The sequence below is a fragment of the Psychromonas sp. SP041 genome, assembly GCF_000470315.2.
Lineage (GTDB): Bacteria > Pseudomonadota > Gammaproteobacteria > Enterobacterales > Psychromonadaceae > Psychromonas.
Genome location: NZ_CBRF02000028.1, coordinates 36,234 through 62,818, shown reverse-complemented (window position 1 = coordinate 62,818; position 26,585 = coordinate 36,234). Strand labels below are relative to the sequence as shown.

At 37.4% G+C, this 26,585-nt stretch carries 25 protein-coding genes and 4 tRNA genes; 4 read left to right on the top strand and 25 right to left on the bottom strand.

All coding sequences use genetic code 11. The features are described 5' to 3' along the window. Window positions 1–235: 235 nt before the first annotated feature. The 4 genes from parE to nudF all read right to left on the bottom strand — a co-directional run bounded on the left by parE (window position 236) and on the right by nudF (window position 4,442). Window positions 236–2,125: a DNA topoisomerase IV subunit B gene (gene parE, locus SP041_RS15015; protein ID WP_025563554.1), complete on the bottom strand. Its 1,890-nt coding sequence runs from the start codon at window positions 2,123–2,125 to the stop codon at window positions 236–238. A 98-nt stretch (window positions 2,126–2,223) separates the two neighbouring features. Further along, a complete protein-coding gene (locus SP041_RS15010; protein ID WP_037048428.1) occupies window positions 2,224–2,811 on the bottom strand; it encodes a YqiA/YcfP family alpha/beta fold hydrolase in 588 nt (195 codons plus the stop codon). A 23-nt stretch (window positions 2,812–2,834) separates the two neighbouring features. Then, window positions 2,835–3,671, bottom strand: a complete 837-nt coding sequence (gene cpdA / locus SP041_RS15005; protein ID WP_051368476.1) for a 3',5'-cyclic-AMP phosphodiesterase — start codon at window positions 3,669–3,671, stop codon at window positions 2,835–2,837. Window positions 3,672–3,845: 174 nt separating this feature from the next. Then, entirely contained in the window at window positions 3,846–4,442 is a 597-nt protein-coding gene (gene nudF, locus SP041_RS15000; protein WP_025563551.1) for an ADP-ribose diphosphatase, read from the bottom strand. A gap of 139 nt (window positions 4,443–4,581) precedes the next feature. Between nudF and SP041_RS14995 the strand changes: the two genes are divergently transcribed. Continuing rightward, complete coding sequence (locus SP041_RS14995) at window positions 4,582–5,901, top strand: TolC family outer membrane protein (RefSeq protein ID WP_025563550.1); 1,320 nt, start codon at window positions 4,582–4,584, stop codon at window positions 5,899–5,901. Between the two features lie 294 nt (window positions 5,902–6,195). Here the strand turns inward: SP041_RS14995 and hldE are convergent, their stop codons facing one another. The 7 genes from hldE to ffh form a co-directional block, all read right to left on the bottom strand. Further along, window positions 6,196–7,626: a bifunctional D-glycero-beta-D-manno-heptose-7-phosphate kinase/D-glycero-beta-D-manno-heptose 1-phosphate adenylyltransferase HldE gene (gene hldE / locus SP041_RS14990; RefSeq protein WP_025563549.1), complete on the bottom strand. Its 1,431-nt coding sequence runs from the start codon at window positions 7,624–7,626 to the stop codon at window positions 6,196–6,198. Between the two features lie 135 nt (window positions 7,627–7,761). Further along, entirely contained in the window at window positions 7,762–8,130 is a 369-nt protein-coding gene (locus SP041_RS14985) for a YbaN family protein (protein ID WP_025563548.1), read from the bottom strand. Between the two features lie 161 nt (window positions 8,131–8,291). After that, complete coding sequence (rplS, locus tag SP041_RS14980) at window positions 8,292–8,642, bottom strand: 50S ribosomal protein L19 (RefSeq protein ID WP_025563547.1); 351 nt, start codon at window positions 8,640–8,642, stop codon at window positions 8,292–8,294. A gap of 41 nt (window positions 8,643–8,683) precedes the next feature. Then, entirely contained in the window at window positions 8,684–9,430 is a 747-nt protein-coding gene (trmD, locus tag SP041_RS14975; RefSeq protein WP_025563546.1) for a tRNA (guanosine(37)-N1)-methyltransferase TrmD, read from the bottom strand. 19 nt (window positions 9,431–9,449) lie between these two features. Further along, window positions 9,450–9,977 (bottom strand): ribosome maturation factor RimM, encoded by a 528-nt coding sequence (gene rimM, locus SP041_RS14970; RefSeq protein ID WP_025563545.1) that lies wholly within the window; start codon window positions 9,975–9,977, stop codon window positions 9,450–9,452. 26 nt (window positions 9,978–10,003) lie between these two features. Next, the gene (gene rpsP, locus SP041_RS14965; RefSeq protein ID WP_025563544.1) at window positions 10,004–10,252 is read right to left on the bottom strand and encodes a 30S ribosomal protein S16; all 249 of its coding nucleotides are present in this window, start codon (window positions 10,250–10,252) and stop codon (window positions 10,004–10,006) included. A gap of 211 nt (window positions 10,253–10,463) precedes the next feature. Next, complete coding sequence (gene ffh / locus SP041_RS14960; protein WP_025563543.1) at window positions 10,464–11,888, bottom strand: signal recognition particle protein; 1,425 nt, start codon at window positions 11,886–11,888, stop codon at window positions 10,464–10,466. Between the two features lie 148 nt (window positions 11,889–12,036). Here ffh and ccsA point away from each other — a divergent pair, with 148 nt between their 5' ends. Further along, complete coding sequence (gene ccsA, locus SP041_RS14955) at window positions 12,037–12,825, top strand: cytochrome c biogenesis protein CcsA (RefSeq protein WP_025563542.1); 789 nt, start codon at window positions 12,037–12,039, stop codon at window positions 12,823–12,825. Window positions 12,826–12,965: 140 nt separating this feature from the next. Here the strand turns inward: ccsA and SP041_RS14950 are convergent, their stop codons facing one another. Continuing rightward, window positions 12,966–13,661 carry an endonuclease gene (locus tag SP041_RS14950; RefSeq protein WP_240791480.1) on the bottom strand — a complete coding sequence of 232 codons (696 nt, stop codon included), beginning with the start codon at window positions 13,659–13,661 and terminating at the stop codon, window positions 12,966–12,968. A 425-nt stretch (window positions 13,662–14,086) separates the two neighbouring features. Between SP041_RS14950 and SP041_RS14945 the strand changes: the two genes are divergently transcribed. Both SP041_RS14945 and focA read left to right on the top strand, forming a co-directional pair. After that, window positions 14,087–15,364, top strand: a complete 1,278-nt coding sequence (locus tag SP041_RS14945; RefSeq protein WP_025563540.1) for a CNNM domain-containing protein — start codon at window positions 14,087–14,089, stop codon at window positions 15,362–15,364. A 543-nt stretch (window positions 15,365–15,907) separates the two neighbouring features. Further along, a complete protein-coding gene (focA, locus tag SP041_RS14940) occupies window positions 15,908–16,792 on the top strand; it encodes a formate transporter FocA (RefSeq protein ID WP_081695376.1) in 885 nt (294 codons plus the stop codon). A gap of 110 nt (window positions 16,793–16,902) precedes the next feature. Here the strand turns inward: focA and luxS are convergent, their stop codons facing one another. The 13 genes from luxS to SP041_RS14875 form a co-directional block, all read right to left on the bottom strand. Continuing rightward, complete coding sequence (luxS, locus tag SP041_RS14935) at window positions 16,903–17,412, bottom strand: S-ribosylhomocysteine lyase (RefSeq protein ID WP_025564461.1); 510 nt, start codon at window positions 17,410–17,412, stop codon at window positions 16,903–16,905. A 67-nt stretch (window positions 17,413–17,479) separates the two neighbouring features. After that, the gene (locus SP041_RS20885) at window positions 17,480–18,094 is read right to left on the bottom strand and encodes a hypothetical protein (protein WP_025564463.1); all 615 of its coding nucleotides are present in this window, start codon (window positions 18,092–18,094) and stop codon (window positions 17,480–17,482) included. A 158-nt stretch (window positions 18,095–18,252) separates the two neighbouring features. After that, complete coding sequence (gene gshA / locus SP041_RS14925; protein ID WP_025564465.1) at window positions 18,253–19,833, bottom strand: glutamate--cysteine ligase; 1,581 nt, start codon at window positions 19,831–19,833, stop codon at window positions 18,253–18,255. 201 nt (window positions 19,834–20,034) lie between these two features. Continuing rightward, on the bottom strand, window positions 20,035–20,448 hold the full coding sequence (locus SP041_RS14920; RefSeq protein WP_025564466.1) for a YqaA family protein: 414 nt from the start codon (window positions 20,446–20,448) through the stop codon (window positions 20,035–20,037). A gap of 230 nt (window positions 20,449–20,678) precedes the next feature. Then, window positions 20,679–21,809, bottom strand: coding sequence for a sodium ion-translocating decarboxylase subunit beta (locus tag SP041_RS14915; RefSeq protein WP_025564468.1), 1,131 nt, complete (start codon window positions 21,807–21,809; stop codon window positions 20,679–20,681). A gap of 10 nt (window positions 21,810–21,819) precedes the next feature. Beyond that, window positions 21,820–23,610, bottom strand: coding sequence for a sodium-extruding oxaloacetate decarboxylase subunit alpha (oadA, locus tag SP041_RS14910; protein ID WP_025564469.1), 1,791 nt, complete (start codon window positions 23,608–23,610; stop codon window positions 21,820–21,822). Between the two features lie 32 nt (window positions 23,611–23,642). Continuing rightward, the gene (locus tag SP041_RS14905) at window positions 23,643–23,900 is read right to left on the bottom strand and encodes an OadG family transporter subunit (protein WP_025564472.1); all 258 of its coding nucleotides are present in this window, start codon (window positions 23,898–23,900) and stop codon (window positions 23,643–23,645) included. Between the two features lie 496 nt (window positions 23,901–24,396). Further along, a tRNA-Arg gene (locus SP041_RS14900) sits at window positions 24,397–24,473 on the bottom strand. 78 nt (window positions 24,474–24,551) lie between these two features. Next, window positions 24,552–24,628, bottom strand: a tRNA-Arg gene (locus SP041_RS14895). A gap of 63 nt (window positions 24,629–24,691) precedes the next feature. Then, a tRNA-Arg gene (locus tag SP041_RS14890) sits at window positions 24,692–24,768 on the bottom strand. Window positions 24,769–24,786: 18 nt separating this feature from the next. Further along, window positions 24,787–24,879: transfer RNA gene (locus SP041_RS14885), tRNA-Ser, on the bottom strand. Window positions 24,880–25,052: 173 nt separating this feature from the next. Continuing rightward, window positions 25,053–25,232 (bottom strand): carbon storage regulator CsrA, encoded by a 180-nt coding sequence (gene csrA, locus SP041_RS14880; RefSeq protein WP_025566169.1) that lies wholly within the window; start codon window positions 25,230–25,232, stop codon window positions 25,053–25,055. Between the two features lie 99 nt (window positions 25,233–25,331). Beyond that, complete coding sequence (locus SP041_RS14875) at window positions 25,332–26,564, bottom strand: aspartate kinase (RefSeq protein ID WP_025566170.1); 1,233 nt, start codon at window positions 26,562–26,564, stop codon at window positions 25,332–25,334. Window positions 26,565–26,585 lie beyond the last annotated feature (21 nt).

The following is a 26,585-nucleotide window of genomic DNA, read 5'->3' as shown; positions in this document are numbered from 1 at the left end:
AAATGATTCATACACCAATTCCATTTCTTGATTAAACAAAAAAAATCCCCAACCTTAAATAAGAGTGGGGATTATGTTCTATCTGCAAGATCGTTCAAGTTTTCTTCTTAGATCCTTAACCGATCGGCATTAAATCAACATGATTGGCATTTTCTATTTTATTTTATTTTATTTTATTTTATTTTATTTTACTGCTAATGAATAAACTTTCTTTGGATAAAAAGCAGGGTTTATTTTAATCAATAGCAGCCATATCACCACTTGCTTCTAACCAAACTTTACGGTCTCCAGCACGTTTTTTCGCTAATAACATATCCATCATCTCAAGCATTTTATCAGCATCATCAATTGTTAACTGCACTAACCGACGCGTATTAGGATCCATGGTCGTTTCACGCAATTGTAATGGATTCATTTCACCTAGACCTTTGAATCGTTGCACGTTAACTTTGCCACGTTTCTTCTCAGCTTGGATGCGGTTTAATACGCCATCTTTTTCAGCTTCATCTAAAGCATAGTAAACTTCTTTACCAATATCGATACGGTATAAAGGTGGCATTGCCACATAGAAATTTCCTGCGTCAACTACTGCTCTAAAGTGACGGACAAACAGTGCGCAGATTAACGTAGCAATGTGTAATCCATCTGAATCGGCATCCGCTAAGATACAAATCTTTCCATAACGTAAACCAGATAAATCAGTTGATGCAGGGTCAATACCAATAGCAACGGAGATATTATGGATCTCTTCTGAGCTTAGAATGACATCTGATTCATCTTCCCACGTATTTTTAATCTTACCGCGTAACGGCATAATAGCTTGGAACTCTCGGTCTCTTGCTTGTTTAGCACTACCGCCAGCAGAGTCACCTTCCACAAGAAACAATTCACCGCGTTCAGGATCTTGTGTTGAACAATCTGTTAATTTACCCGGTAATGCAGGGCCTTGTGTTATTTTTTTACGCGCTACTTTTTTGCTTTTACGGTTACGAACTTGCGCATTGTTAATACAGAACTCAGCTAATGCTTCAGCTTCAGTGACATTGGCATTTAGCCATAAACTAAAAGCATCTTTAACCACACCAGAAACAAAAACAGAGCATTGACGAGAAGATAAACGCTCTTTAGTTTGACCAGCAAATTGTGGCTCTTTAATTTTAACCGATAGTACATAACTGCATTTATCCCAGATATCTTCCGGGCTTAATTTAATACCACGAGGCAAGATATTGCGGATATCACAGAACTCTCGCATTGCATCCAATAGCCCCTGACGGAAACCATTTACGTGAGTACCACCTTGTGAGGTAGGGATTAAGTTAACGTAACTTTCAGTGATCGAATCGCCACCTTCAGGCAACCATACAACCGCCCAATCAACCATTTCATTATTTGCAGAAAACTTACCTACGAAAGGTACTGAAGGTAATAATTCATTTTCAGAAACCGTTTCTAATAAATAGTCATTAAGTCCGTCTTGGTAGCACCATTCGTAATTATTTTTATTCACTCGGTCTTTAAATTTGATACTTAACCCAGGGCACAACACGGCTTTTGCTTTCAATAAATGCAGCAAACGAGAAACAGAGAATTTAAAACTATCAAAGTATTTAGGATCTGGTCTAAAGTGAACACTCGTACCAGTATTGCGTTTACCACAGACACCAATTTCACTGAGTTCTTCTGCTTTATTGCCATTTTCAAACGCAATATGGTAAATTTTTGCATCACGTCGTATTTGTACATCAACACGAGTCGATAAAGCATTAACAACTGAGATACCTACCCCGTGTAAACCACCAGATATTTCATAGTTTTTACCTGAAAATTTACCGCCAGCATGTAATTTACAAAAAATTAATTCCACCCCTGATATTTTCTCTTCAGGATGCATATCAATTGGCATCCCACGACCATCATCGATAACTTCCAATGATTGGTCTTCATGTAAAATAACTTGAATTGAAGTCGCATGTCCGCCTAACGCTTCATCCACAGAGTTATCGATAACTTCTTGTGCTAAATGATTAGGGCGATTAGTTTCGGTATACATGCCAGGTCGATGGCGAACAGGATCTAGTCCGTTTAATACTTCAATGGAATCTGAATTATATTGTTCGCTCATGCATGCACCTATGGTTATTCTATTTAAGATTTGTAAATCTAGTGGTTGTCAATTCTGCGCGTAAGTTACCACAGAACATATTTATTGATTGTATGTATTTAGTAAAGAAAGTGAATTATTTCTGCAAGGTAACGCTCAAAGCCAATAAAGCTATGATCACCGCCTTGCTCACAGGTCATTTTGCATTTCTCGTACTTTTTAGCGGCCTCTCTATAATTTAATACTTCATCTTCCTGCTGTAAGAGCACCCATATATTTTGAGTCTCATTAATGTCTTCAACATTTAATGCGATAAGTTGCTCTATATAACTTTCATTAATATCATAACGTTGTTGCAGGTAAGGGTGTAATTGCTCTCCCTGATATCGTGTTAATAATAAACCTGGAGTAACAGCAGGATTAATTAATAAGACTTTGACTGCGTACTGCTGTGCGACTTTAGTCGCTAAAAAGCCACCTAAAGAACTCCCCATTACTGCTATTTCACAATTTTCATACTGCTTAAAAATTGATTCAATGACGGTCCACATGTCTTTGGGTAAGACCGGAAGTTGTGGGCATACAAAATGAATATCAGGATGGTTCAATAATAAGTAGTCACGCATTTGTTGCGCTTTTAACGATGCAGGAGAACTATGAAAACCGTGTAACGAAAGCAACACTTTAGTTATATTAGGCTCTATCATTTTTCCTCTTTTAGCTTTATATATTAATAACCCGTCGCATTAACATCAGTCTTAAATTCACCAATATCGATACGCTCAACTTGAGTGGTTATTTTACCTGATTTTGTTAAGACTAAGTAGCGATATCCGGGTGCTTTATCATCAACGGCGAACTCATTATTTTGAGGTTTAAATTGCACACAAGTCGATGGGCTAGTTAAATAACGAACGCCTTCTTTTTCAACATCAAACTCTTGGTGAACATGACCGGATAAAACTGCATTTACGTTATCGTACTGATTGATTAAGGCAATAAACTGTTCATTATTTTTTAATATGTGCTGGTCTAACCAAGCGGCACCAACGGGTAAAACATGATGATGTACAGCAATTAGCGTATGTTTATCTGGGTATTGTTTTAGCTTTTCTTCGAGGAAAGTAAGTTGAGATTCACTTAAATACCCATAAGGAACACCAGATACTTGTGAATCTAATAATATAATTTGCCAGTGTTCACTAACAAGTTGCCTTGCCTGTGCTAACCCTTCAGAAAGTAAAGAAGGCAACATAACCTCTTGCATATCATGATTACCAGGTAACCAATAGCAGGGCATTTGTAAGGTTTTAATGCGGTCACTAAAATCCACATAAGATTGAGCAGAATGGTCTTGGGATAAATCACCAGTACATAACACAGCAGAGCATTTACCAGCATATTTACTCGCATGTTTAATCACAGCATCATAACTTTCTACGGTTTTAATACCTAACAACCCTTTTTCCTTATTAGCAAAAAGATGCGTGTCAGTGATTTGTAATAACTTAATATCACCTATGGGATCTGGGGCTAGTGTTGCGACACTTTGATTTACACCATTCATTTATTATCTATTTCGCTCTTTCTATAGTTAAAAATACTACTCTAATGTGGTAGCTTTGATTAAAATTCAGCTATTTATTTTACCATCGTCAAAAAAATGAAAATAATAAAATAACTAAAAATGTCGGCAATGCCTCACTTTCATTAAATGAAATATCAAATTTGATTAACAAAGTTAGATATTTAACCCTTCTTTATAATTTAACTCTAACCACTGCAAACCAATTATTGTTGCTGCATTATCAATTTTACCTGACTTGACCCATTGATAAGCTTGTTCTCGAGGAACAACATGAACACGAATATCTTCGCCTTCTTCATCAAGCCCAAAAACACCACCGACATTAGTACTATCAACATTTGCAATAAACAGATCTAATGTTTCAGTCGTGCCTCCAGGGCTAACAAAATAACTTAACATAAACTGACATTCTTCAATGACTAACCCAGCCTCCTCAAAAGCTTCACGTTTTGCAACTTCTTGAGCGTCCTCTCCTTTGTCGATCATTCCAGCAATTAGTTCCAATAACCAAGGAGACTGTTTACTTTCCATTGCTCCAAAGCGAAACTGTTCAACTAATATCACCGAATCTTTTTCTTTATCGTAAGCCAATAATGCAGCCGCTTTACCTCTTTCAAAAAATTCACGTTGAATGGGTTTGCTCCATTCCCCTGAAAATAATTTATGTTTAAGTGTAAATTTATTGCATTTAAAAAAACCTTGGTAAAGTGGTTCAGAATTTAAAACCTGAACATCGTTTTTATCGTACATAAATACTCTCTTTATTTTCTATTTGCTTCAGGAAGTAACAATAAATAGTTTATATGATGTTTTTATAATATGCTTAACCTTATATTAACTAGCCTTACTATACATTAGAATAAAATATACATTATAGGATTCTATAACCATGACTCTAAAACGCTTATATATCGCTACATTATTAGGTTTATCCAGTATTGCCGTTAATGCTGACACATTAAAACAAGTCTATGAAACAGCTAAATACAAAGATCCTGTTATTCTAAAAAGCAAAGCTGAATATGATGTTTTTTCTGAACAAATCAATGAAGCTAAAGCTTCTTTATTACCACAAATAGGGTTCGGCTTAGATGCCAGTAAACTTGAATCAACCGATGATATTAATAATTATACGAATTATGGTGCAAGTATAGATTTAACACAGTCGATCTATAATAGTTCGTATTGGAAAAGCGCAGATATTGCTGAAAAACAAGCAACTGAATACGCAACTATTTACGGTTATGCAGCACAAACATTATTATACCGAGCCGCTGTAGCATATTTTGATGTGTTAAGGGCAAATGAATCAGTAAAATCAGTCGCTGCAAATAAACGCTCTGTTGAACGCCAACTAGAGCAAACTAAACAACGTTTTGATGTTGGTTTAATTGCTATTACTGATGTTCATGAAGCACAAGCTGAATATGATAGAACCGTTGCTGATTTAATTACGGCTGAAAATACTTTAGCTAACAATTACTACCTTTTACGAGAATTAACCGGCGAAGATGTAAAACAAGTTGCCTACCTAAACACCGACACATTTCAACCACAAAAACTTGAAGGTGATGTGACAAACTGGCGTAATAAAGCGTTAGAGCATAACTTAGATTTGCATGCAAAGCGCATTGCTAAAGATGTAGCAAAAATGAATATTGAGCTAGCAGAAACTGGGCATAATCCTACTCTAGATTTCACCATAGATGTTAACTATGACGACTATGATTATGAAAACGCTGCTAGAAGTTCAGTTAGTGGAACGTCTAGTACTTCAGCTGTTTTTGGGCTTAGTTTAGATGTCCCTATTTATACTGGTGGTGCAATAACATCAAGAGTTAAGCAAGCACAGTACAGTTATGTAATGGCGAGCCAAGACTTAGTCTCAAGCTTCCGCAGCACTGAAGCTGAAATCAATAGTGGCTATAACAACGTTCAAGCATCTGTTAGCTCTATACGAGCTTACGAGCAAACCGTTATTTCGTCAAAAAGTGCACTAGATGCAGCAGAAGCAAGCTTTGAAGTAGGAACTCGTACGATTGTTGATGTCTTAGATGCGACAAGAAATTTATACGAATCTGAAAACTTACTCGCGAATGCACGTTATGATTACATCATCAATATGATTCAACTAAAGCTATCTGCAGGTACATTATCTGAGCAAGATATTTTTGATATTTCAGCAGGGCTAATTGAAGTAAAAAAATAATTTTTTATTGTCATTAACCATAGTTTGAAAATCTAAAAGGGAAGCTGATGCTTCCCTTTTATTTGCGTATTAATATCAACTCCGATAAATAGCTGATCTATTTCGCTTGCTAAAACAACTCACTTCTTTGTTGTAAATCTTGTAAAGGGAGCAATATTTACTTCAATTTATGCCTCGAATTGAATTATTTTTTCTGCGCCAAATTTAGATCAGATGCTTAACGTAATTGCTATAAAAACGCTTATCAAAACAGCTACTAAATAATGATAGACGTCATTTAAAACAGCAGAAGAATTAGAGCTCGTTGCGAATCGTTTTAATGATTTCTGATGTAGAGCAACCATCTTTAAATTGTAATACTCTTACTTCTCCACCATTAGCAATGACCTCTTCACCGCCAGCAATCTCTTCTGGTTTGTAATCACCACCTTTTACTAGCAGATCCGGTAACACACCAGCAATCAGTCGTTGTGGGGTATCTTCAGTAAATTCAACCACCCAATCAACAGCACCTAACCCAGCCAACACAAGCATTCGTCGGTCAACAGGGTTAACCGGACGACCTTCACCTTTTAGATCGCGAACCGATTGGTCACTGTTAACAGCAACAATTAATCGATCTCCCTGTTCTCTGGCAGTATTTAAATACGATACATGGCCAGCATGTAAAATATCAAAACAGCCATTAGTCATCACCACTTTTTCGCCACGATGTTGTGCAAGCTTAACGGCTAGCTTTAATTGCTCTTCTGTTAACACACCAAAACCAATTTCTTGTTGGCTATAAACTGCATTAGCTAACTCAATGGTATTGACCGTTGACGTACCTATTTTACCGACTACTACGCCTGCACCTGCATTAGCTAATGCACAAGCATCTTCAAAACTACTTCCTGCAGCGATAGACGCAGCTAAGACAGCCATCACCGTATCACCAGCACCCGTTACATCAAAGACTTCCTGTGCTTGAGTCGGTAGATGAAATGGCGCTGAGTTTTCACGAATTAATGTCATACCGTGCTCACTACGAGTCACTAATAATGCTTCTAGCTGTAAATCGATAACCAATTGAGTTGCACGATCAAATAACTCTTGATCGGTTTTACAATGACCAACGACTTCTTCAAATTCAGATAAATTAGGTGTTAATAATGTTGCACCGCGATATTTTTCGAAATCAGAACCTTTAGGATCGACTAATACTTTAGCGCCACGACTTTTGGCCAATTGGATCATATTCTGTATATCAGACAATGAACCTTTATTGTAATCAGAGAAAACTACAACAGGGCTCTCACCAGTGAGCGCTTTAGTCATATTTTGCATTATTGCGGCACTATCCACATCAGAAAATGAGTCTTCAAAATCAAGGCGTATTAATTGTTGATGACGACTGAGTACACGCAATTTTGTAATAGTAGGTACATTAGGTACCGTAATAAAATCTGTCTTTATATGCACAGAGCGTAAACTATCTTGAATAGCTTGTGCGGCTTCATCTTCACCAACTAACCCAACAACGGTTGAACTCGCACCTAACGCAGCAATATTTAACGCAACATTGGCAGCTCCACCTGGTCGTTCTTCTATTTGCTTTACATTTACGACAGGTACAGGTGCTTCAGGAGAGATACGGGTAACAGGACCATGCCAATATCTATCTAACATGACATCGCCGACCACTAATACATTGGCTTGTTCATATTCAGGTAAGGTAATTTTCATTTTATTATTCTCTAATCGGTATATCGACTAAGATTATCACAGACATTATAAAATCACATTTTCAAAACCTAGTATTTTAAATTTTACGTAATAAATCGGTAAAAAAGAGAGGTAATTAAATAATAGAGATAAGAATTAATACTCAGGTAGCTTTTTCATACAAAAAAGCAATATCAACATCAGCACAACTAACATCAACTGTAGTGTAGTTTGTCCAATCAATAAAATAGAAATTAGAAAGCTAACCACGATACTCAAATAAATAGCTGGTTTACGTTGCTTATTTATTTTTTTATGAGCTTGCCAATGTCTTAAATCATCACCAATACCGGGTAAATTTAATAACCATTGTTGAAATCTTGGAGAGCTTTTAGAAAAGCCAAATAACGCGAGTATAAAAAAAGGAGTGGCAGGTAACAAAGGTAAAATAACACCTAATAGTCCTAACAAAGTAGCAAAACAGGCAATAACAAATAATAGATATTTTATTAAATTTTGTCGCATAAATTTTGCCTTAATTTTTTAGTTGTCTTATCTGTTTGAGTTATTTTAGTTGATGGTAAAAAAATTTCAAAAAAAAGGTCTGCATTAAGCAGACCTTTTTATTATAGCAATTTTGCAACTTACATTTCCCAGCTAATATTAATTAAGCTGAAAGAATGAAATTACTTACCTAGCTTCTCTTTAATACGAGCAGCTTTACCAGTAAGTTCACGTAAGTAGTAAAGTTTAGCTTGGCGAACCAGACCGCGACGTTTAACTTCAACGCTTCCTACAAGTGGGCTGTGAGTTTGGAATACACGCTCAACACCTTCACCGCTCGAGATTTTACGAACTGTGAATGCTGAATGTAAACCACGGTTACGCTTAGCAATAACAACACCTTCAAATGCTTGAAGACGCTCTTTTTCACCTTCTTTTACGCGAACACGTACAACAACAGTATCACCTTGAGAGAACTTAGGGATGTCTGTGCGTAGTTGTTCGTTTTCAATTGCTTGTAAAATATTACTCATTTTAATACCTTTTAATTCTAGTTAACTAATAACATCGCTGTTTAGTTGGAGTCACTTTTCAGAGCAGCAAGCAATTTTGCTTGCTCGTCAGTCAGAGCTAGATCTTTTAATAAATCGGGTCTTCTTTGTTTCGTGCGTTGTAATGATTGAGTTAATCGCCATTGACGAATTTTCTCGTGATCACCACTTAATAAAACACTTGGCACTTGCTTTCCATCTAACACCTCAGGTCTTGTATAGTGAGGGCAATCAAGCAAACCATCCGCGAAGGAATCTTGCTCTGCTGATTGACTATGACCCAAAACACCCGGTACAAAACGTACCACAGCATCCATTAAAATCATTGCCGGCAGCTCACCACCACTTAACACATAATCACCAACAGACCATTCTTCGTCTATTAAACTTTCGATAATGCGTTCATCTATTCCTTCATAGCGCCCTGCCACTAATATCAAAGCTCGAGAGCTTGATAAGGACTGAGCACCTTGATGGTCTAAACGTCGACCTTGAGGAGAAAGGTAAATCACCTTTGCCTCGTGCCCTGCTTCTCTTGCAGTCTGTTTTGCTGCGTTGATTGCATCCCGTAAAGGTTGCACCATCATCAGCATCCCAGGCCCACCACCATAGGGACGATCATCGACCGTTCTATGTTTATCTAATGTAAAATCACGTGGATTCCAACACTCGATAGAGAGCAAGTTATTTTTAATCGCTCGACCTGTTACCCCATTCTCGCTAATGGCCCGAAACATGTCCGGGAAGAGGCTAATAACCCCTAACCACATAACTTTTCTCCTAGGGTAATTAGAAATCAGGTTCCCAATTAACTGTAATTAGTTGGCCTGTAATATCAACCTTCAATATCACTTGCTCTTCGATGAACGGAACTAACCGTTCTTTTTGACCAAAAGCATCATTCGAGTTGGCTTTTATAACAAGCACATCTTTAGAGCCTGTTTCCATCAAATCGGTGACAACACCAAGATGATAACCTTTGTCAGTGTGAACCTGACACCCGACTAAATCTCGCCAGTAGTAGTCTGCTTCCAATTCAGGAAGATTAGATGGATCAACCAGAAGATCAAGGCCAACTAGGGCTTGGACTTCTTCACGAACATCATAACCAGCTACTTTTGCAACAAAACCTTTATTGTGACGTTTCCATTCAGTGATAATCACTTCTTTGAAGGCCCCATTAGATTCCATTAACAATGGTTTGTATTGAAAAATGCTTTCAAGGTCATCGGTGTAGGAGTGGACTTTTAACCAGCCTTTGATGCCATATACTGCACCAAATTTGCCTATCTCTATTGGTTCTGCTTGTTCGCTCACCTAATATCTCCTTCACCTAACTGCAATTAAGCAGCTACGGCGTTATCTTTTACTAATTTAGCTACACGATCACTTAGCTGTGCGCCAAGACCAACCCAATGGTTGATGCGATCTGTATCTAAACGTAATTTTTCTGCTTGACCTTGTGCAGTTGGGTTAAAGAAACCAACTTTTTCAAGGAAACGACCGTCACGTGGGCTACGGCTATCTGTTACTACCACTTGGTAGAATGGGCGTTTTTTAGCGCCACCACGAGCTAAACGAATAGTTACCATATCGTCCTCTATATATATTGTTAAACGTCGAAAGTCAGTGAATTCTGACCACCTGCTTCTGTAGAAAGCCGCAAAATTATACTCTTATTTGAGAAAAGAACAATCAAAATCACAGTTTACAAATCATTCAAAGTCTGAAAAAACAAAAAGCCCCGTTGAATCTTATTCAACGGGGCTTTTAAATCACTTTAGTAATTGAATTTACTAATGATTATTTTTTACGGAATCCGCCTAGACCAGGTGGTAATCCAGCACCGCCACCTGCACCAGGCATACCGCCGCCCATACCAGGCATCATACCTTGCATGCCGCTCATCATTTTACGCATGCCACCGCCCTTACCTGACATTTTTTTCATCATTTTTTGCATTTGCGTAAACTGCTTCAGCAACTTATTAACATCTTGAATCTGCGTACCAGACCCTGCTGCAATACGACGCTTACGTCCACCTTTAATAATCTCAGGCTTAGCACGCTCTTTTTTGCTCATTGAGTTAATAATCGCTTCCATTTGATTGGTTGCTTTATCATTCACTTGATTTTTCATTGCATCAGGAATATTCGACATCCCTGGCAATTTATCCATCATACCCATCATGCCGCCCATGCTTTTCATTTGCACAAGTTGGTCACGAAAATCTTCTAGATCAAAACCTTTACCTTTTTGAACTTTTTTCGCTAATTTAGCGGCTTTATCTTTATCAACTTTAGTTTCAAGTTCTTCAATTAATGAAAGAACATCACCCATACCTAAAATACGAGAGGCAATACGATCTGGGTAGAAAGGTTCTAATGCATCAATTTTTTCACCCATACCGATAAACTTAATAGGTTTACCTGTAATGTGACGAATTGAAAGTGCAGCACCACCACGCGCATCACCATCGGCTTTAGTTAAGATAACACCTGTTAATGGTAATGCTTCGTTAAAGGCTTGTGCAGTATTTGCAGCATCTTGACCGGTCATCGCATCAACAACAAATAATGTTTCAATTGGGTTAATTGCTTGATGAAGGTCTTTAATTTCATCCATCATCTCGCCATCGACATGCAAACGACCTGCCGTATCGACAATCACCACATCAATGAATTTCTTTTTCGCATGTGCAATCGCAGCATTCGCAATATCAATTGGCTTTTGGCTAATATCACTTGGGAAGAACTCAACATCAACTTCAGCAGCTAATGTCTCCAATTGCTTGATCGCAGCTGGACGATAAATATCGGCACTTACTACTAATACCGATTTCTTTTCTTTATTTTTTAGTAATAAAGACAGTTTAGCAACAGAAGTGGTTTTACCCGCCCCTTGTAAACCCGCCATTAATAATACGGCTGGCGGTTGTGTTGCTAAGTTTAAGTTTTCATTAACTTCACCCATTGCCAGTTCAAGTTCATTTTGTACAACTTTAATAAAGGCTTGACCAGGGTTTAAGCTTTTGGCAACTTCTTGTCCAATGGCACGTTTTTTAATTGCTTGAATAAAGTCACGAACAACAGGTAACGCAACATCGGCTTCTAATAAAGCCATACGCACTTCGCGTAACGTGCCTTTAATGTTATCTTCTGTTAATCGGCCTTTACCACTGATGTTTTTCAGTGATTTCGATAATCTGTCCGTTAAATTCTCAAACATAGTTAAGTCTCATCGCTATAAATTATTAGGATTTTATACATTATACGCATTTATGCTTTTTCAAAATAGTATTAACTTCTCATCCGTTCAATAAAGCTTATAATGTGGGCACTTAAAAGACTCATTTTATGAAAATAGGTATCAATATATGGATCAACTAGCAATTATCAGCATTGTGTTTTATTTATTAAGTGGCTTACTAGCTGGCCGACAATTATTTTCCCCTCAAACAACGTCAAGTTTACCAATCATTGCGTTATCAAGCGTGGCTTTATTAACCCATGCACTTTGGTTATATCAACATATTTTATTAATAGAGGGTCAAAATCTCCCTATTCTTAATGTTGTCTCGTTAGCCAGTTTTGTGATTGCAACACTCTCATTGTTCATGAGTAAAAAACTCAATACAGGTGTACTGTTACCGATAGTGTATGGTTTTAACATTATTAACTTTGTCGCAGTCATGTATTTACCAAGCCATTACATTACTCATTTAGAAAATCACCCTGGTATTGGTTCCCATATTATTTTAGCGATATTGGCCTATGCAATAACAACGATAGCCAGTTTATTTGCCTTACAACTCGCTTATGTAGACTATCGATTAAAGAAGCATAAATCACCTGTGACCAGTTTAAATCTGCCGCCATTAATGACACTTGAAAAAAGCTTGTTTCAACTTATTCTGATTGGTTTTATCTTATTAAGTGGCACCTTAGTCACTGGGTTTATATTTTTACAAGATATGTTTGGTTCAGAAAGTGGGCACAAAGCGATACTGACCATGATAGCTTGGGTTATCTATGCGACATTATTATGGGGGCGTTATAAAAAAGGGTGGCGTGGACGTTTAGTTATCTACATAACGATTGCGGGTTCATCATTACTAACACTTGCTTATTTTGGTAGCCGTGTTGTACGCGAAATAATTTTATAAAACGTTAGGTTATTAGCACCGCTGAATTAATTTCAGCGGTTTAATCTTACCTAAACACCTTCTATATCCTCTTATCAAAACATAAAAGCGATTGAATAAAGTATTCAAAAGAACACTATAAGTGAATCAGAAATACAAAATTAGTTAAAACCTGCTTTTAAACAACTTTGCTCTAGAATTTCATTATGGTTACCTTGAACCTTTTGAATACGCTTAGCTCTCTCACACTCCCATTGGTCAACAGGGTAAGTTTTATCCCAAGCATTCATTAACTGGCGTTGCTGGCTACTCATCTTGTAATTAGCATATAAATTATCCATATATAAATAAGTACGAGCAATAACACCACGACTCGCTGTTGGCGGCTCAACTTTACGGCTTTCTATTTTGACAGCGCAACTACCAAAACTATTATCCATAGAACCCAACATAGCAAAGTTATAATTACTACGGCTTGCATTAACAGAGCCAATGGCGGGGTAAAGGTTGTACATATCGGCTTGCATATACCTAAACTCAGAGTTCGCTTTTTCTGCGCAGCGGCGACCTTTATAAGCCTTTCCTTTACTATTAACACACACTTCAGCCCCACTGCGCCATTCACTAAAATTACGTCCAAAGTTTTCAGCAGGCACAACATGTTCCCATTCTACGCGTTTTGCTCTTTTTTGATATTTGAGGCTTTCGAAGCCATTTGGCGGCGTAATCTTTTTATTACTGTCAAATTCAGCTTGGCAATATAAAGTGTGGCGTTCTTGTGAGGTTAAATAAATTTCTTTTTCTAGCTTCTTTTTAGCACTTGAAAATGATTGTATTTGAGTATTTTCTGCATTCACTAATAATGAGAAAGGTAATAAGGATAAAACGATTAATGATTTGATAATAATGATCCATTAGACAAAAAGGAGCATTATCTAATTTTACGTCGAGAAGACACAAGCCATTATATGAAATAAAATCATTGTGTTAGCGATTATTGGAGTAAGATCAACCTTCATAAAAATAACTCACCATCAACAGATTTAAAATGTTAACAAGCGGCAAAACAGTTAATTTAATTTTTTATATAAATGAACTGATTATTTCGACATATAATGAACACACAGGCTTACTTCTATTATTATAAGGAGTAGGACAATTTCTATCGAAAATTAGTTTTTTATAGGCATTTTTAACAAATCTACTTTGTTATATCCGCTTTTCTTCGATAGTATCAAACTCAGTATATTTAATTTTTTTATAGCAACTATCGAGAGAACTTTTGAACGACATACCCATAAGTGCACTATTTATAAGCTTAGTTATTTTAATTATTATTTCAGCTTACTTCTCTAGCTCAGAAACAAGCATGATGTCTTTAAACCGCTACCGTTTACGTCATCTAGCGACAGATAAAAACAAAGCAGCACTACGCGTTGAAAAGTTATTAAGTAAGCCAGACAAATTAATTGGTTTAATTTTGATTGGTAACAACTTAGTTAACATTCTCGCTTCCGCGATAGCCACTATTATTGGACAACGTTTATTTGGTGATGCAGGTATTGCGATTGCAACCGGCGTACTAACTTTTGTTATCCTTATTTTTGCAGAAGTAACGCCTAAAACATTAGCCGTCCTCTATCCAGAAAAAATTGCATTCCCAAGTTCCATATTATTAGCACCGCTACAAAAAATATTAAGTCCATTAGTATGGGTTATTAATGGTATTTCAAATGGCTTATTAAAAATATTTGGTATCAGTGTGCACAACCAGAGTGATAATGCACTATCAAGTGATGAACTTCGCTCTGTGGTACACGAAGCAGGATCTATGATCCCTGAACACCATCAACAAATGTTATTGAGTATTTTAGAGCTAGAAAAAGTCACTGTCGATGAAATCATGGTACCGCGTAACGAAATAGCGGCGATCGATATCAATCAAGATTGGGAGACCATTTTAAAACAATTAAGACATCGTACCCATACCATGACCTTGTTATACCGAGATACCATTGATGATTCGATAGGTTTTTTACACGCTCGAGATTCGTTACTTATCTTATTAAAAGAAGAGTTTACTAAAACAACATTATTACGAAGTGTACGTGAGCTTTACTTCATCCCTGAAGGTACGCCACTGAATACACAGCTGATTAAGTTTCAACAAAACAAAGAACGTATGGGATTAGTCGTCGATGAATACGGCGATATTCAAGGTCTAGTAACATTAGCGGACATTTTAGAAGAGATTGTTGGAGACTTTACAACAACACGTGAACCACATAGTTCAGAAGAGATCCATAAACAACAAGATGATAGTTACATCATCGAAGGTAGTTTAGGAATTCGTGACTTAAACAAAGAGATGGGATGGTCTTTACCGACCGATGGTCCGCGTACTTTGAATGGTTTAATCCTTGAACATCTTGAAACAATTCCGACATCAGCGGTTAGTACACGTATCTGTGGCTACCCAATGGAAATAATAGAAGTTGAAAACAACATGGTTAAGTTAGTAAAAATCATTCCTCATCTCTATACAGAGGAAAGTGAATAAATCGGTTAATTCACTAAAATAAATAAACAAATCTTGGATTCAAATAATAAGTGCATAAATAACAAAAAAGCAAACCACCTGGTTTGCTTTTTTTTTCTAAATACCATCAATGAGAAGCACTTTAACATTCAAAAAACACCCACTCTATTTTATCGTTTTAAACATTTTATTTAAAAAGTGATTATATACTCGTGACCATTCAAGATGCAGAATTCAGCAAGCGGTGAAGTGAACAGATGTTAGGTAAAAAGAGAAAAATATAACGGGTTAAATCGACACTATCTAACAACAAAGGTGTTTACTTCATAGCTTGCACTCTGGGTCGTTAGCTTGAAAATCAACTCTGTGTTGCAACCTTCGGCTATTATCATCATGTTAATCCTCGATTCGGAGCTCAAACTAACGACTGAACAAAGCACCTTGAACAGTAACAGCTATAAATAGAACTAGATCACCTTTGATACATATCAAGAATACTTTTCAAAACATTGTAATAATAAGCGCTCATTAGTTAATTCCCTTTATAGAGGCTTAGTGATTTATATGAACCATGCGATCAATAACTTAAACAACTTGAATAAAAAATCTGTTAACTCAGAAAGCCTCGATAACCCTGTTTCCATCGCAAGTGAATACGGATATAAAAAAGCCCATAAAAGTTTATTACAATCTTTTGGCCTGTCTATTTTTGCTGGTATTTTTATCTCAATTGCTTTTGTGTTTTATATCACAGTGACCACTGGCTCAAGTGCCTCATGGGGAATGACAAAATTTGCTGGCGGTTTTGCCTTTAGCTTAGGGCTTATTTTAGTAGTGGTTTGTGGCGCAGAGCTATTTACCAGTACCGTGCTAAGTAGTGTCGCTTGGGCACAAAAGAAGATCACTAACAAACAACTTATCAGCTGTTGGGTTCGAGTCTATATTGGTAACTTTGTCGGTGCGATGATCATGTTATTGTTAATTGTAGGTGCAAAAATGCACCTAAAAGACGGCGGTCAATGGGGAATCAACGCAATGCTCATTGCACAACACAAACTTCACCACACTTGGATACAAGCTTTCTCATTAGGCATTTTATGTAACCTACTTGTCTGTTTAGGTGTGTGGATGACATTTTATACAAAAGACGTATTAACCAAAGCAATGTTATTAATTCTACCTGTCACCATGTTTGTCAGCAGTGGATTTGAACATAGTATTGCAAACCTATTTATGGTTCCCTTAGGTATTGCCCTACAACATAGTTTTTCACCTGAGTTATTGCTTGAACTAGGCTATAACGCGGCTAGTTTCGCTGATTTAACTATCAGTCATTTTGTGATTAATAATTTAATTCCAGTGACATTAGGCAATATTGTGGGAGGTGCTGTAATCGTCGGGTTAGGAAATTGGTTTATTGAAAAGTCACCTATCAGTAAAAAGCAGTAAGAACATGACGGTTGAATTTACAGATTAGAGGTTAAAGGTTAGATATAAGACAGAAAGTAAAAAGGCTTCATGATAGAAGCCTTTTATTAAGAAGCAGACAGCGTTAACAACTAAAGCTGTTGTAGTTGCTCTGCTGATAATGAGATATCGTCATTTTTATTAACGCCAACACCAGCATCAATAATTGCTTGAGCAATCTGTTTTGCTTCTACTAGAGAATGCATTTCATAAGTTCCACATTGAAATTCATTTAATTCTGGAATTTCATTTTGATTCTCAACGTTTAAAACATCTTGCATTGCCGCTAACCAAGCTTTACCAACTTGGTCTTCTGTTGGTGCGCCAATTAAGCTCATGTAAAAACCTGTACGGCACCCCATCGGTGAGATATCGATAATTTCTACTTGATCACCGTTTAAATGGTCACGCATAAAGCCTGCATATAAATGCTCTAATGTATGAATCCCTTTTTCCGATAGGATATCTTTATTAGGCGCAGTAAAACGTAAGTCAAATACAGTGATCGTATCTTTACTTGGTGTTTGCATTGTTTTAGCAATACGCACAGCCGGCGCTTTCATAATAGTATGGTCAACGGTAAAGCTATCTAATAATGGCATCGGGGGTTTCCTTTTTACTTAATTAATAATTATTGGTTACTGATACTCATCAATAACATAAAGCTCGTTATGTATAAAATAATCGCCATAACCAGCTTGAATCTAAATTTTCTTGGCAGCCTTTTAACTGTGTAGCGTATTGTCTAGCACGCGTATCCACTTTGCGAGAAACTTTTAACAACCAAGGCTTTTTATTGTAGCTTTTCTTTTTATAGCCAGTCCAACCTTCATGATAATTTAAATACTGTCCGTAGGCATCCCACTTGGAAATACCATTTATCTTATTGGTTTTACTGGTAAACCATCCCATAAAATCAATCGCATCATCAAAATCGTCTCGATCTGACCAATTATTACCTGTTTCACGTTGATAATCATCCCACGTTCCATCTTGTGCTTGCGCATACCCATAAGCACTACTGATTCGACCAATAGGAATAAACCAAAAGTATTCCATTGGCGGCGCAGCATCATGTATAAAACTACTTTCTTGGTACATCATCGCCATGGGAACATGGATTGGTGTCCCCCAACGCTGATTCATTTCTTTTGACGCGCTATACCAATCTCTGTTTTCAAAAAATATATCACAAATATTTTCAGGATTTTCAGGAGGAGGTGTTGCGCAAGCCATTAAAGAAAGAGGAAAAGCCAGAGTAAGTACTTTCTTAAATAAATTCATGATTAATGTTAAACCTCTAGGCTAATGGAGCGAGCAATAAGGGTTAATAGAACGTTTAATGATAAGGAACAACATCACGGTTATTGGCAGTAATAACCGTGATGTATTTTTAAAGGCTTTAAATATAAATGAGCACTGCTAAACAACAACATTAAACATTACTGTTTTTTAGCACTTTCAAAATAATCAGCTAAAAAGTCAGGAAACGATAGTGTATCCGCCGCTTCAATCTTTTTTTGCTTATCGATTGATTCTGCCTTCTGCTCTGCAAAGATCTCCTCAGACCAAATCATATAAGGTTGCTCTTCTAACTCGGCCTTATATTGCTTACTTAGTTTTAACGCTAAAGAACCATTATCACCTTGAGAATCTTTAATACAATTTAAAATTCGGGCTGAGCTAGTATTTTCTGAATGTTCAAAACGCGGGCTAATATGTTTCATTGCATTTTGATAACAATCATCTTTACTGTTTTTATCTAATAAAACAGCCATGTCAGCAAGTTGTGTATTTAACCATTTACCCCAACCAGCAACATCATGACTTTGCTCTGTAATCGTTAATGTAAGCTCAGGATCTCGACCACGAGTAACGACCTGATTAAAGTTATCTGCACAAGCTTGATATTCTTGTTGTGAGAGTTCAGGCGATTCGACACTTGCACACCAAGTTAAGAATAAATCCAAGAAATGGGCCTGTTCTTTAGTAATGCCTAACTTACAAAATGGATTAACATCTAGAGAACGAATTTCAATGTATTCAATACCACGCGCTTTTAATGCTTGAGATGGTGTTTCGTTATTCTTTTGAACGCGTTTAGCACGAATAGAGGCATATAACTCATTTTCAATCTGTAAAATATTGTCATTAAGTTGTACATATTCACCGTCTTTAACAACTCCCATTTCAGTAAACTTAGGGTCTTTTTTAGATAAAGCATTACGAACGCTATCTAGATATGAATCTAAATTGTTATAACAAATATTCAAATCAGATTGAGAACTACTGGTATAACCTAAATCACTAAGGCGTAATGATGTTGCGTAGGGTAAATAAATAGTGCCAGTACCAGTAGTTTCAAAAGGTAATTTAGTTTCTTTTCCTTGTAAAAACGACTTACAAATCGCAGGTGAAGCACCAAACAAATAAGGAATAACCCAACCATAACGTAAGTAGTTTCGAATTAACCCCATGTATCCTGCAGATTGAGCTTCTTTTCCTGTTAATGGAGAGTCATGTAATTCAGCCCATGTATCCCAAAAGCTAGCCGGTAATGAAAAGTTGTAATGCACACCCGAAATAATTTGCATCATACTACCGTAACGATTTTTTAAGCCTTCACGATAAGTAGTTTTCATTTTACCAATATTAGAGGTACCGAATTGCGCAATTTCAACGTGATCTTCACTTTGTACATAACAAGGCATACTCATTGGCCACAAGTATTGTTCATTAGGTAAGTTCAACACAACGTGGTGGTGAATATCATTCAGATAGTCAAAAAGCTGATCAACACTGTTTGCGACAGGTGTAATAAACTCTAATAAGCTTTCAGCAAAATCAGTAGTAATTGAGGCATGCGTGAGCGCACTGCCATAAGCACTAGGGTGTGCTTCTTGAGATAATTTACCATCTACGTTTACACGCAGTGTTTCTCGCTCAATACCACGACCAAACTCAGTGAGACTCTCAGGATGTTGGTTAAGGAAATGAATGCGTTGTTGGAAGTTTTTAGCCAAAGTAAGCCCCAGAGTAAATTTTTAGAGGGCTAACTCTAACACCTAACTTCGTTGAACTAAATAAGGATTTCATTGAAACGCTTCATATATTGATACTTTAAGCAAAGTTTAAATTGATCCATGAAATTGTTTAAAGCAGTATATTTAATTTTATAAATGTAATGTAGCGCTAAACCTATTTAGTTTTATCAATCTATCGACCTATGACCATAATACGACGAACCCTAACAAAAATAAGTAACGTACACTTTTACCGATAACAATATTAATAAATGCTGTCGTTTTAGGCAATTTAAGCCACCCAGCAAACAAGCAAATAACATCACCAACAATCGGTAGCCAACTTAATAGCAAAGCTACATTCCCCCATTTATGGCAGAATAATAATGTTTTAGGATATTTTTTAGCCGCTTTTTCTTGCCCGAAATGAATATAATAACCTAACAAATAAGTGACGATAGAGCCTAAACTATTACCAATAATAGCCACTAACAAGAATCCCCATTTTAATGAAAGCTGTTGTTTAAGGTAATAAACAAACAGTACTTCTGAACCACCGGGAAATAAGGTTGATGAAATAAAAGCACTACTAAACAACAACCAATAATCAGTCATTCATTACCCTTAAACAAAATTAATACCATCGAGAATATCCCATCAAAAACAGGTTTTAATATTAATACTAAAATAGAAATAGAAATACAAAGTCAGTTATAAAAAACAATAAAGCGTAAGCAATAAAACTTAAATCACAGAACTTAAACAAAAATTTAAACAAAAACTAACCATAAAAAAGGCCACTAAAAAGTGGCCTTAATCAATAATAGTAAAGCTTCTAGGGCTAGTTAACCAACAATAGCCAACAGCACACCAGCAGCAACAGCACTACCTAATACACCTGCCACATTAGGGCCCATTGCATGCATTAATAGGAAGTTATGCGGATTAGCTTCAAGCCCCACCTTATTAGCAACACGCGCAGCCATCGGAACCGCTGATACCCCTGCAGCACCAATCAATGGATTAATAGGACTCTTAGAGAAGCGCCCCATAATTTTTGCCATGATCACACCAGATGCAGTACCAATAGAGAAAGCAATCGCGCCTAAACCTAAAATACCTAACGTCTCTAAGTTCAAGAACTTATCAGCAGATAATTTAGAACCAACACCTAAACCTAAGAAAATAGTCACAATGTTAATCAACTCATTTTGAGCGGTAGAGCTTAAGCGATCAACCACACCAGACTCGCGCATCAAGTTACCTAAACAAAACATACCTACTAGCGGTGTTGCTGCTGGTAAGAATAAAATTGTCATCAATAAAACGGCAAGTGGGAAGATGATTTTTTCTTTTTTGCTTACTGGACGTAACTGCTCCATTTTTATCTCACGCTCAGCTTGCGTTGTTAATGCACGCATAATTGGCGGTTGGATAATTGGCACTAACGCCATATATGAATAGGCAGCAACGGCAATTGCACCTAACAAGTCAGGGGCTAATTTAGAGGCTAAGAAAATAGCCGTTGGTCCATCAGCACCACCGATGATAGCAATCGCAGATGCATCAGCAAGACTGAATTCAAAACCAGGTACTAGGTTTAATAAAATAGCGCCAAATAACGTCGCAAAAATACCAAACTGAGCAGCGGCCCCTAAAAACAACGTTTTAGGGTTAGCAATCAACGCACCGAAGTCAGTTAATGCCCCAACACCCATAAAGATGATTAACGGAAAGATCCCCGTTTCAATACCAATATGGTAAATGTAATAAAGCATACCGCCTTCATCATTAAAACCAGCATTAGGAATGTTCGCTAAGATAGCGCCAAACCCAATTGGTAGTAATAAAAGAGGCTCAAATTTACGCACGACTGCTAAGTATAATAGCAAACCACCTACGGCCATCATTACTAACTCAGGCCATTCGAAATTTGCAATTCCGGTATCAGCCCACAGTGTCATTAATCCATTCACGTTATCTTCCTTAACCTATTACGAACAGTGATTCACCAACAGTAACTGCATCACCCTCTCTGATGTTAACTGCTTGTACTGTGCCTGATTTTGGAGCGCGAATTTCAGTTTCCATTTTCATCGCTTCCATAATCACTAGTACATCGCCTTCATCAACGTGATCGCCATTATTCACTAATACTTTAAATATGTTACCCGCTAAAGGAGCCGGTACATCTTCACCTTCAGCGCTAACAGCAGGTGCAGCAGTATTAGCAGAAACCGTTGCATTAACTTTGCCTCCCGCTTGAACTGGCGTAATACCGTCAATACTACCTTCAGGACCCACTTGCACATTGTATAACTGACCATCAACAGACACAGAGTAAGACTCAGGTTCTTTGCTCGATGGAGCAGCCACTTTCATATCGTCAGCACTTGGTACTGGCTCAAATGCATCAGGATTATTACGGTTTTCTAAGAATTTAAGTCCAATCTCAGGGAACAATGCATAAATTAACGCATCATCAATTTCGTTCTCAGCAAGCTTAATGCCTTTCTCTGCCGCTAACTTCTTAAGGTCAGCTTCAATAGATGCCATTTCTGGCGCAATATTATCAGCAGGACGACAAGTAATAGCTTCTGCGCCATCTAATATTTTTGCTTGTAGTTCAGCATTAACAGGAGCAGGTGCTGCACCGTATTCGCCTTTTAATACACCAGCCGTTTCTTTAGTGACGTTTTTGTAACGTTCACCCATCAATACATTGATAACAGCTTGTGTACCAACGATTTGAGAAGTCGGTGTCACTAAAGGAATAAAACCAAGATCTTCACGAACACGTGGGATCTCTTTTAATACTTCATCCATCTTATCGCCAGCACCTTGCTGTTTAAGTTGGCTTTCCATATTAGTTAGCATGCCACCCGGTACTTGCGCTAACAAGATACGAGGATCAACCCCTTTTAATTCACCTTCGAATTTCACATATTTTTTGCGCACTTCACGGAAGTAAGCAGAAATTTCTTCTAGCTTATGTAAATCTAAGCCTGTATCACGTGGTGTACCTTCAACAATAGACACTAATGTTTCTGTTGGTGAATGGCCGTAAGTCATACTCATCGATGAAATAGCGGTATCAATAATATCAACACCCGCATCAATCGCTTTTTGTTGTGTTGCTACACTTAGCCCCGTTGTCGCATGACAATGCAGTGCTAATGGGATATTGGTACACGCTTTAATTTTTGTCACTAACTCTTCAGCAACATACGGTTTTAATAAACCAGCCATGTCTTTAATACAAATTGAATGCGAACCCATGTCTTCCATGCGTTTTGCCATATCAACCCAGCCATCAATAGTATGAACAGGGCTAGTCGTATAAGAAATAGTACCTTGTGCATGAGCACCTACGTCGATAGCAGACTTAATCGCTGTTTCAAAGTTACGTACATCATTCATTGCATCAAAGATACGGAATACATCTACACCGTTGGTATGAGCACGTTCAATAAACTTTTGAACAACATCATCAGCATAATGACGGTAACCTAATAGGTTTTGCGCTCTTAACAGCATTTGTTGTGGCGTGTTAGGCATCGCTGCTTTTAAAGCACGAATACGGTCCCAAGGATCTTCACCTAAATAACGAATACATGAATCAAAAGTAGCACCACCCCAAGTCTCTAAAGACCAATAGCCTACTTTATCTAATTTCTCTGCGATGGGTAACATATCGTCAATACGCATGCGCGTTGCAAATAATGATTGGTGTGCATCACGTAAAACAACTTCGGTGATTGCGAGAGGCTTAGACATATTCACTTGCTCCTTTATTAATTCTTTATCCATCATACTGCTTGGGATTTACGGTATTGTTGTACTGCACTTGTGATAGCGGCAATAACTTGAGGGCTTACTTGTGCTTGACCAGCTGCTTTAGGTGCTGCAGAGGTTTTACGTTGAGGGGTAATAACGGGTTTATCCGCAGGAATATATTTTGCCATTAGGTTAATACAAATAAAGAGTAACCCTAAAAACATATAAACAAATGCCATGCCGAGACCCAGTAGCATTAACGCTGTAACTAAAGACCCTGAAATATCCATAAATGTATCCTTTCCTTTTCTAAATGCTCATGACAACTCATTATTGACCCATGAAAATGAATATTTATTCAAATTCAATATATATTTAACAAGTTGCAAAGATGCGAGCTTTGAATACCTACCACAGTTAAAACTATGTAAATAATAAACATCAACCACCAAACTACTTTGATCAATAACTCTTTAATATATATCGTTATTAGTAGAATAGTGTTTCGCAGGTGCCCATTGTACTGGTTTGACCTATAAAATGAAAGAAATGGAAGTTGACCTAGTTTGCAGAGTTTATATTTAAAATCGCGGTAGTGAATAAAACAATAGAAAAGACCGTTCTAGACAGGTATAGCAAGGATGGCAGCTTTGATTATTTATGCAAAATAGAAATTAAATGAAACAAAAAATAACAGAAAAAATGAATATTTATTCTATTTAAACGCATGAAAATCAAAATAAGAAGATATTTGTAAAATAAGAGGTAAAACAGATAATGAAGAAATGGTGCGGGTGAAGGGATTCGAACCCCTGACCGCCTGGTTCGTAGCCAGGTACTCTATCCAGCTGAGCTACACCCGCATGGTGCTTAATATTATTGGGAATAATATTAATAAGCTCTAAAAACAAAAAACTTACAAAAGTAAGCTTTATAAAGAATGGTGCGGGTGAAGGGATTCGAACCCCTGACCGCCTGGTTCGTAGCCAGGTACTCTATCCAGCTGAGCTACACCCGCCGCGATATTCTTTTGTTTTTATTCAATTCTTAAGCTCACCGTCTTTTCGTGCAAATAGAAAGATGGTGCGGGTGAAGGGATTCGAACCCCTGACCGCCTGGTTCGTAGCCAGGTACTCTATCCAGCTGAGCTACACCCGCTTTAAGAATCTACAAGAATGGCGGTGGAGGAGGGATTCGAACCCTCGAACAGGCTATAAACCCGTTACTCCCTTAGCAGGGGAGCGCCTTCGGCCACTCGGCCACCCCACCGTCGTCTTGTTGGCGCACATATTACTGTCTTCTGAAAACAAGTCAAACACTTTTTAAAAGAAAACTTTCTGTTTGCTCGCTATTCGAACAACCTGCTTAAATTTCATCTACATTGAGTAAATTTCAGGCATAAAAAAAGAGCCCTTAGGCTCTTTCTTTAAGAATAACTAGTATTAACTAGCGGCATTCTTTTCAGCTTGAATACGCATATAGATCTCTTCACGATGCACTGACACATCTTTTGGAGCATTAACGCCTACACGTACTTGATTACCTTTAACGCCTAATACAGTAACAGTCACGTTGTCACCAATCATAAGTGTTTCGCCTACACGGCGTGTTAAAATTAACATATATATAGCTCCTAAATTATTCTAATTATATCGAGATGATGAGTATGGCTCATTACACAGTAAATACATCTTTTATTTATTGTGTATATAGCACTAATTCTATTTTTCTTGCGTTGGTTCTGTTTCTAGCTCAAATGCTTTATGTAAGGCACGTACAGCTAATTCTAAATACTTACTATCCACTAACACTGAGATCTTGATTTCAGAGGTAGCAATTTGATGCATGTTAATCCCTTCTGCACCTAATGTTTCAAACATTTTTTGTGCAACACCAGGATGATTCCACATACCGACACCGACAATAGATACTTTTGCAATCTCATTATTACCTTGAACAGAATTAGCTTGTAGCTTCTCACAAACAACATTTAATAATTTTGTTGCTTGATCGTAGTCATCACGATGTACTGTAAAGGTAAAATCTGTTTTACCGTCACCTAATGTATTTTGCACGATCATATCAACGTCAATGTTAGCAGCACCAATAGGAGAAAGGATTTGAGCCGCAACCGTTGGTTGATCAGGAACACCAGATAAAGTTAAACGCGCTTCATCACGATTAAATGCGATACCAGAGATAACAGGAGATTCCATTTTATTTTCCTCATAACTAATTAACGTACCACCACCATCTTTAAAACTAGAAAGTACACGTAGTGGCACGTTGTATTTTCCTGCAAATTCTACAGAGCGAATTTGTAATACTTTCGCCCCTAAGCTAGCCATTTCAAGCATTTCTTCAAACGTAATACTATCAAGACGGCGAGCATTAGGCTCCACGCGTGGGTCTGTAGTGTAGACACCATCAACATCCGTATAGATTTGGCATTCATCCGCTTTTAATGCTGCAGCGATAGCAACAGCAGAAGTATCACTGCCTCCACGGCCTAGTGTCGTAATATTATTACTTTCACTACGTCCTTGGAAACCAGCAACAACGACTACACGCCCTTCTTTTATATGTTTCTGAAGGTTCTCAGTTTCTACATTTAAAATACGTGCTTTAGCATGGTTAGAATCCGTTTTTAAACGAATTTGGTCACCGGTCATTGAAACAGCATCAACACCTAGATTGTGTAGCGCCATAGATAACAAAGCGATAGTCGTTTGCTCACCAGTGGACAACAACACATCCATCTCACGAGCAGTGGGTGTATCGTTAAACTCTTTAGCTAGCGCGATTAAACGATTGGTTTCACCTGACATAGCCGACAAAACAACAACGACATCATGACCCGCTTCTTTCGTCGCTTTAACTTTCTCAGCGACGGCTTTGATACGTTCCACATTGCCAACGGAAGTACCACCATATTTTTGAACTAGTAATGCCATTTCTTTTCCTTTCTACACAAC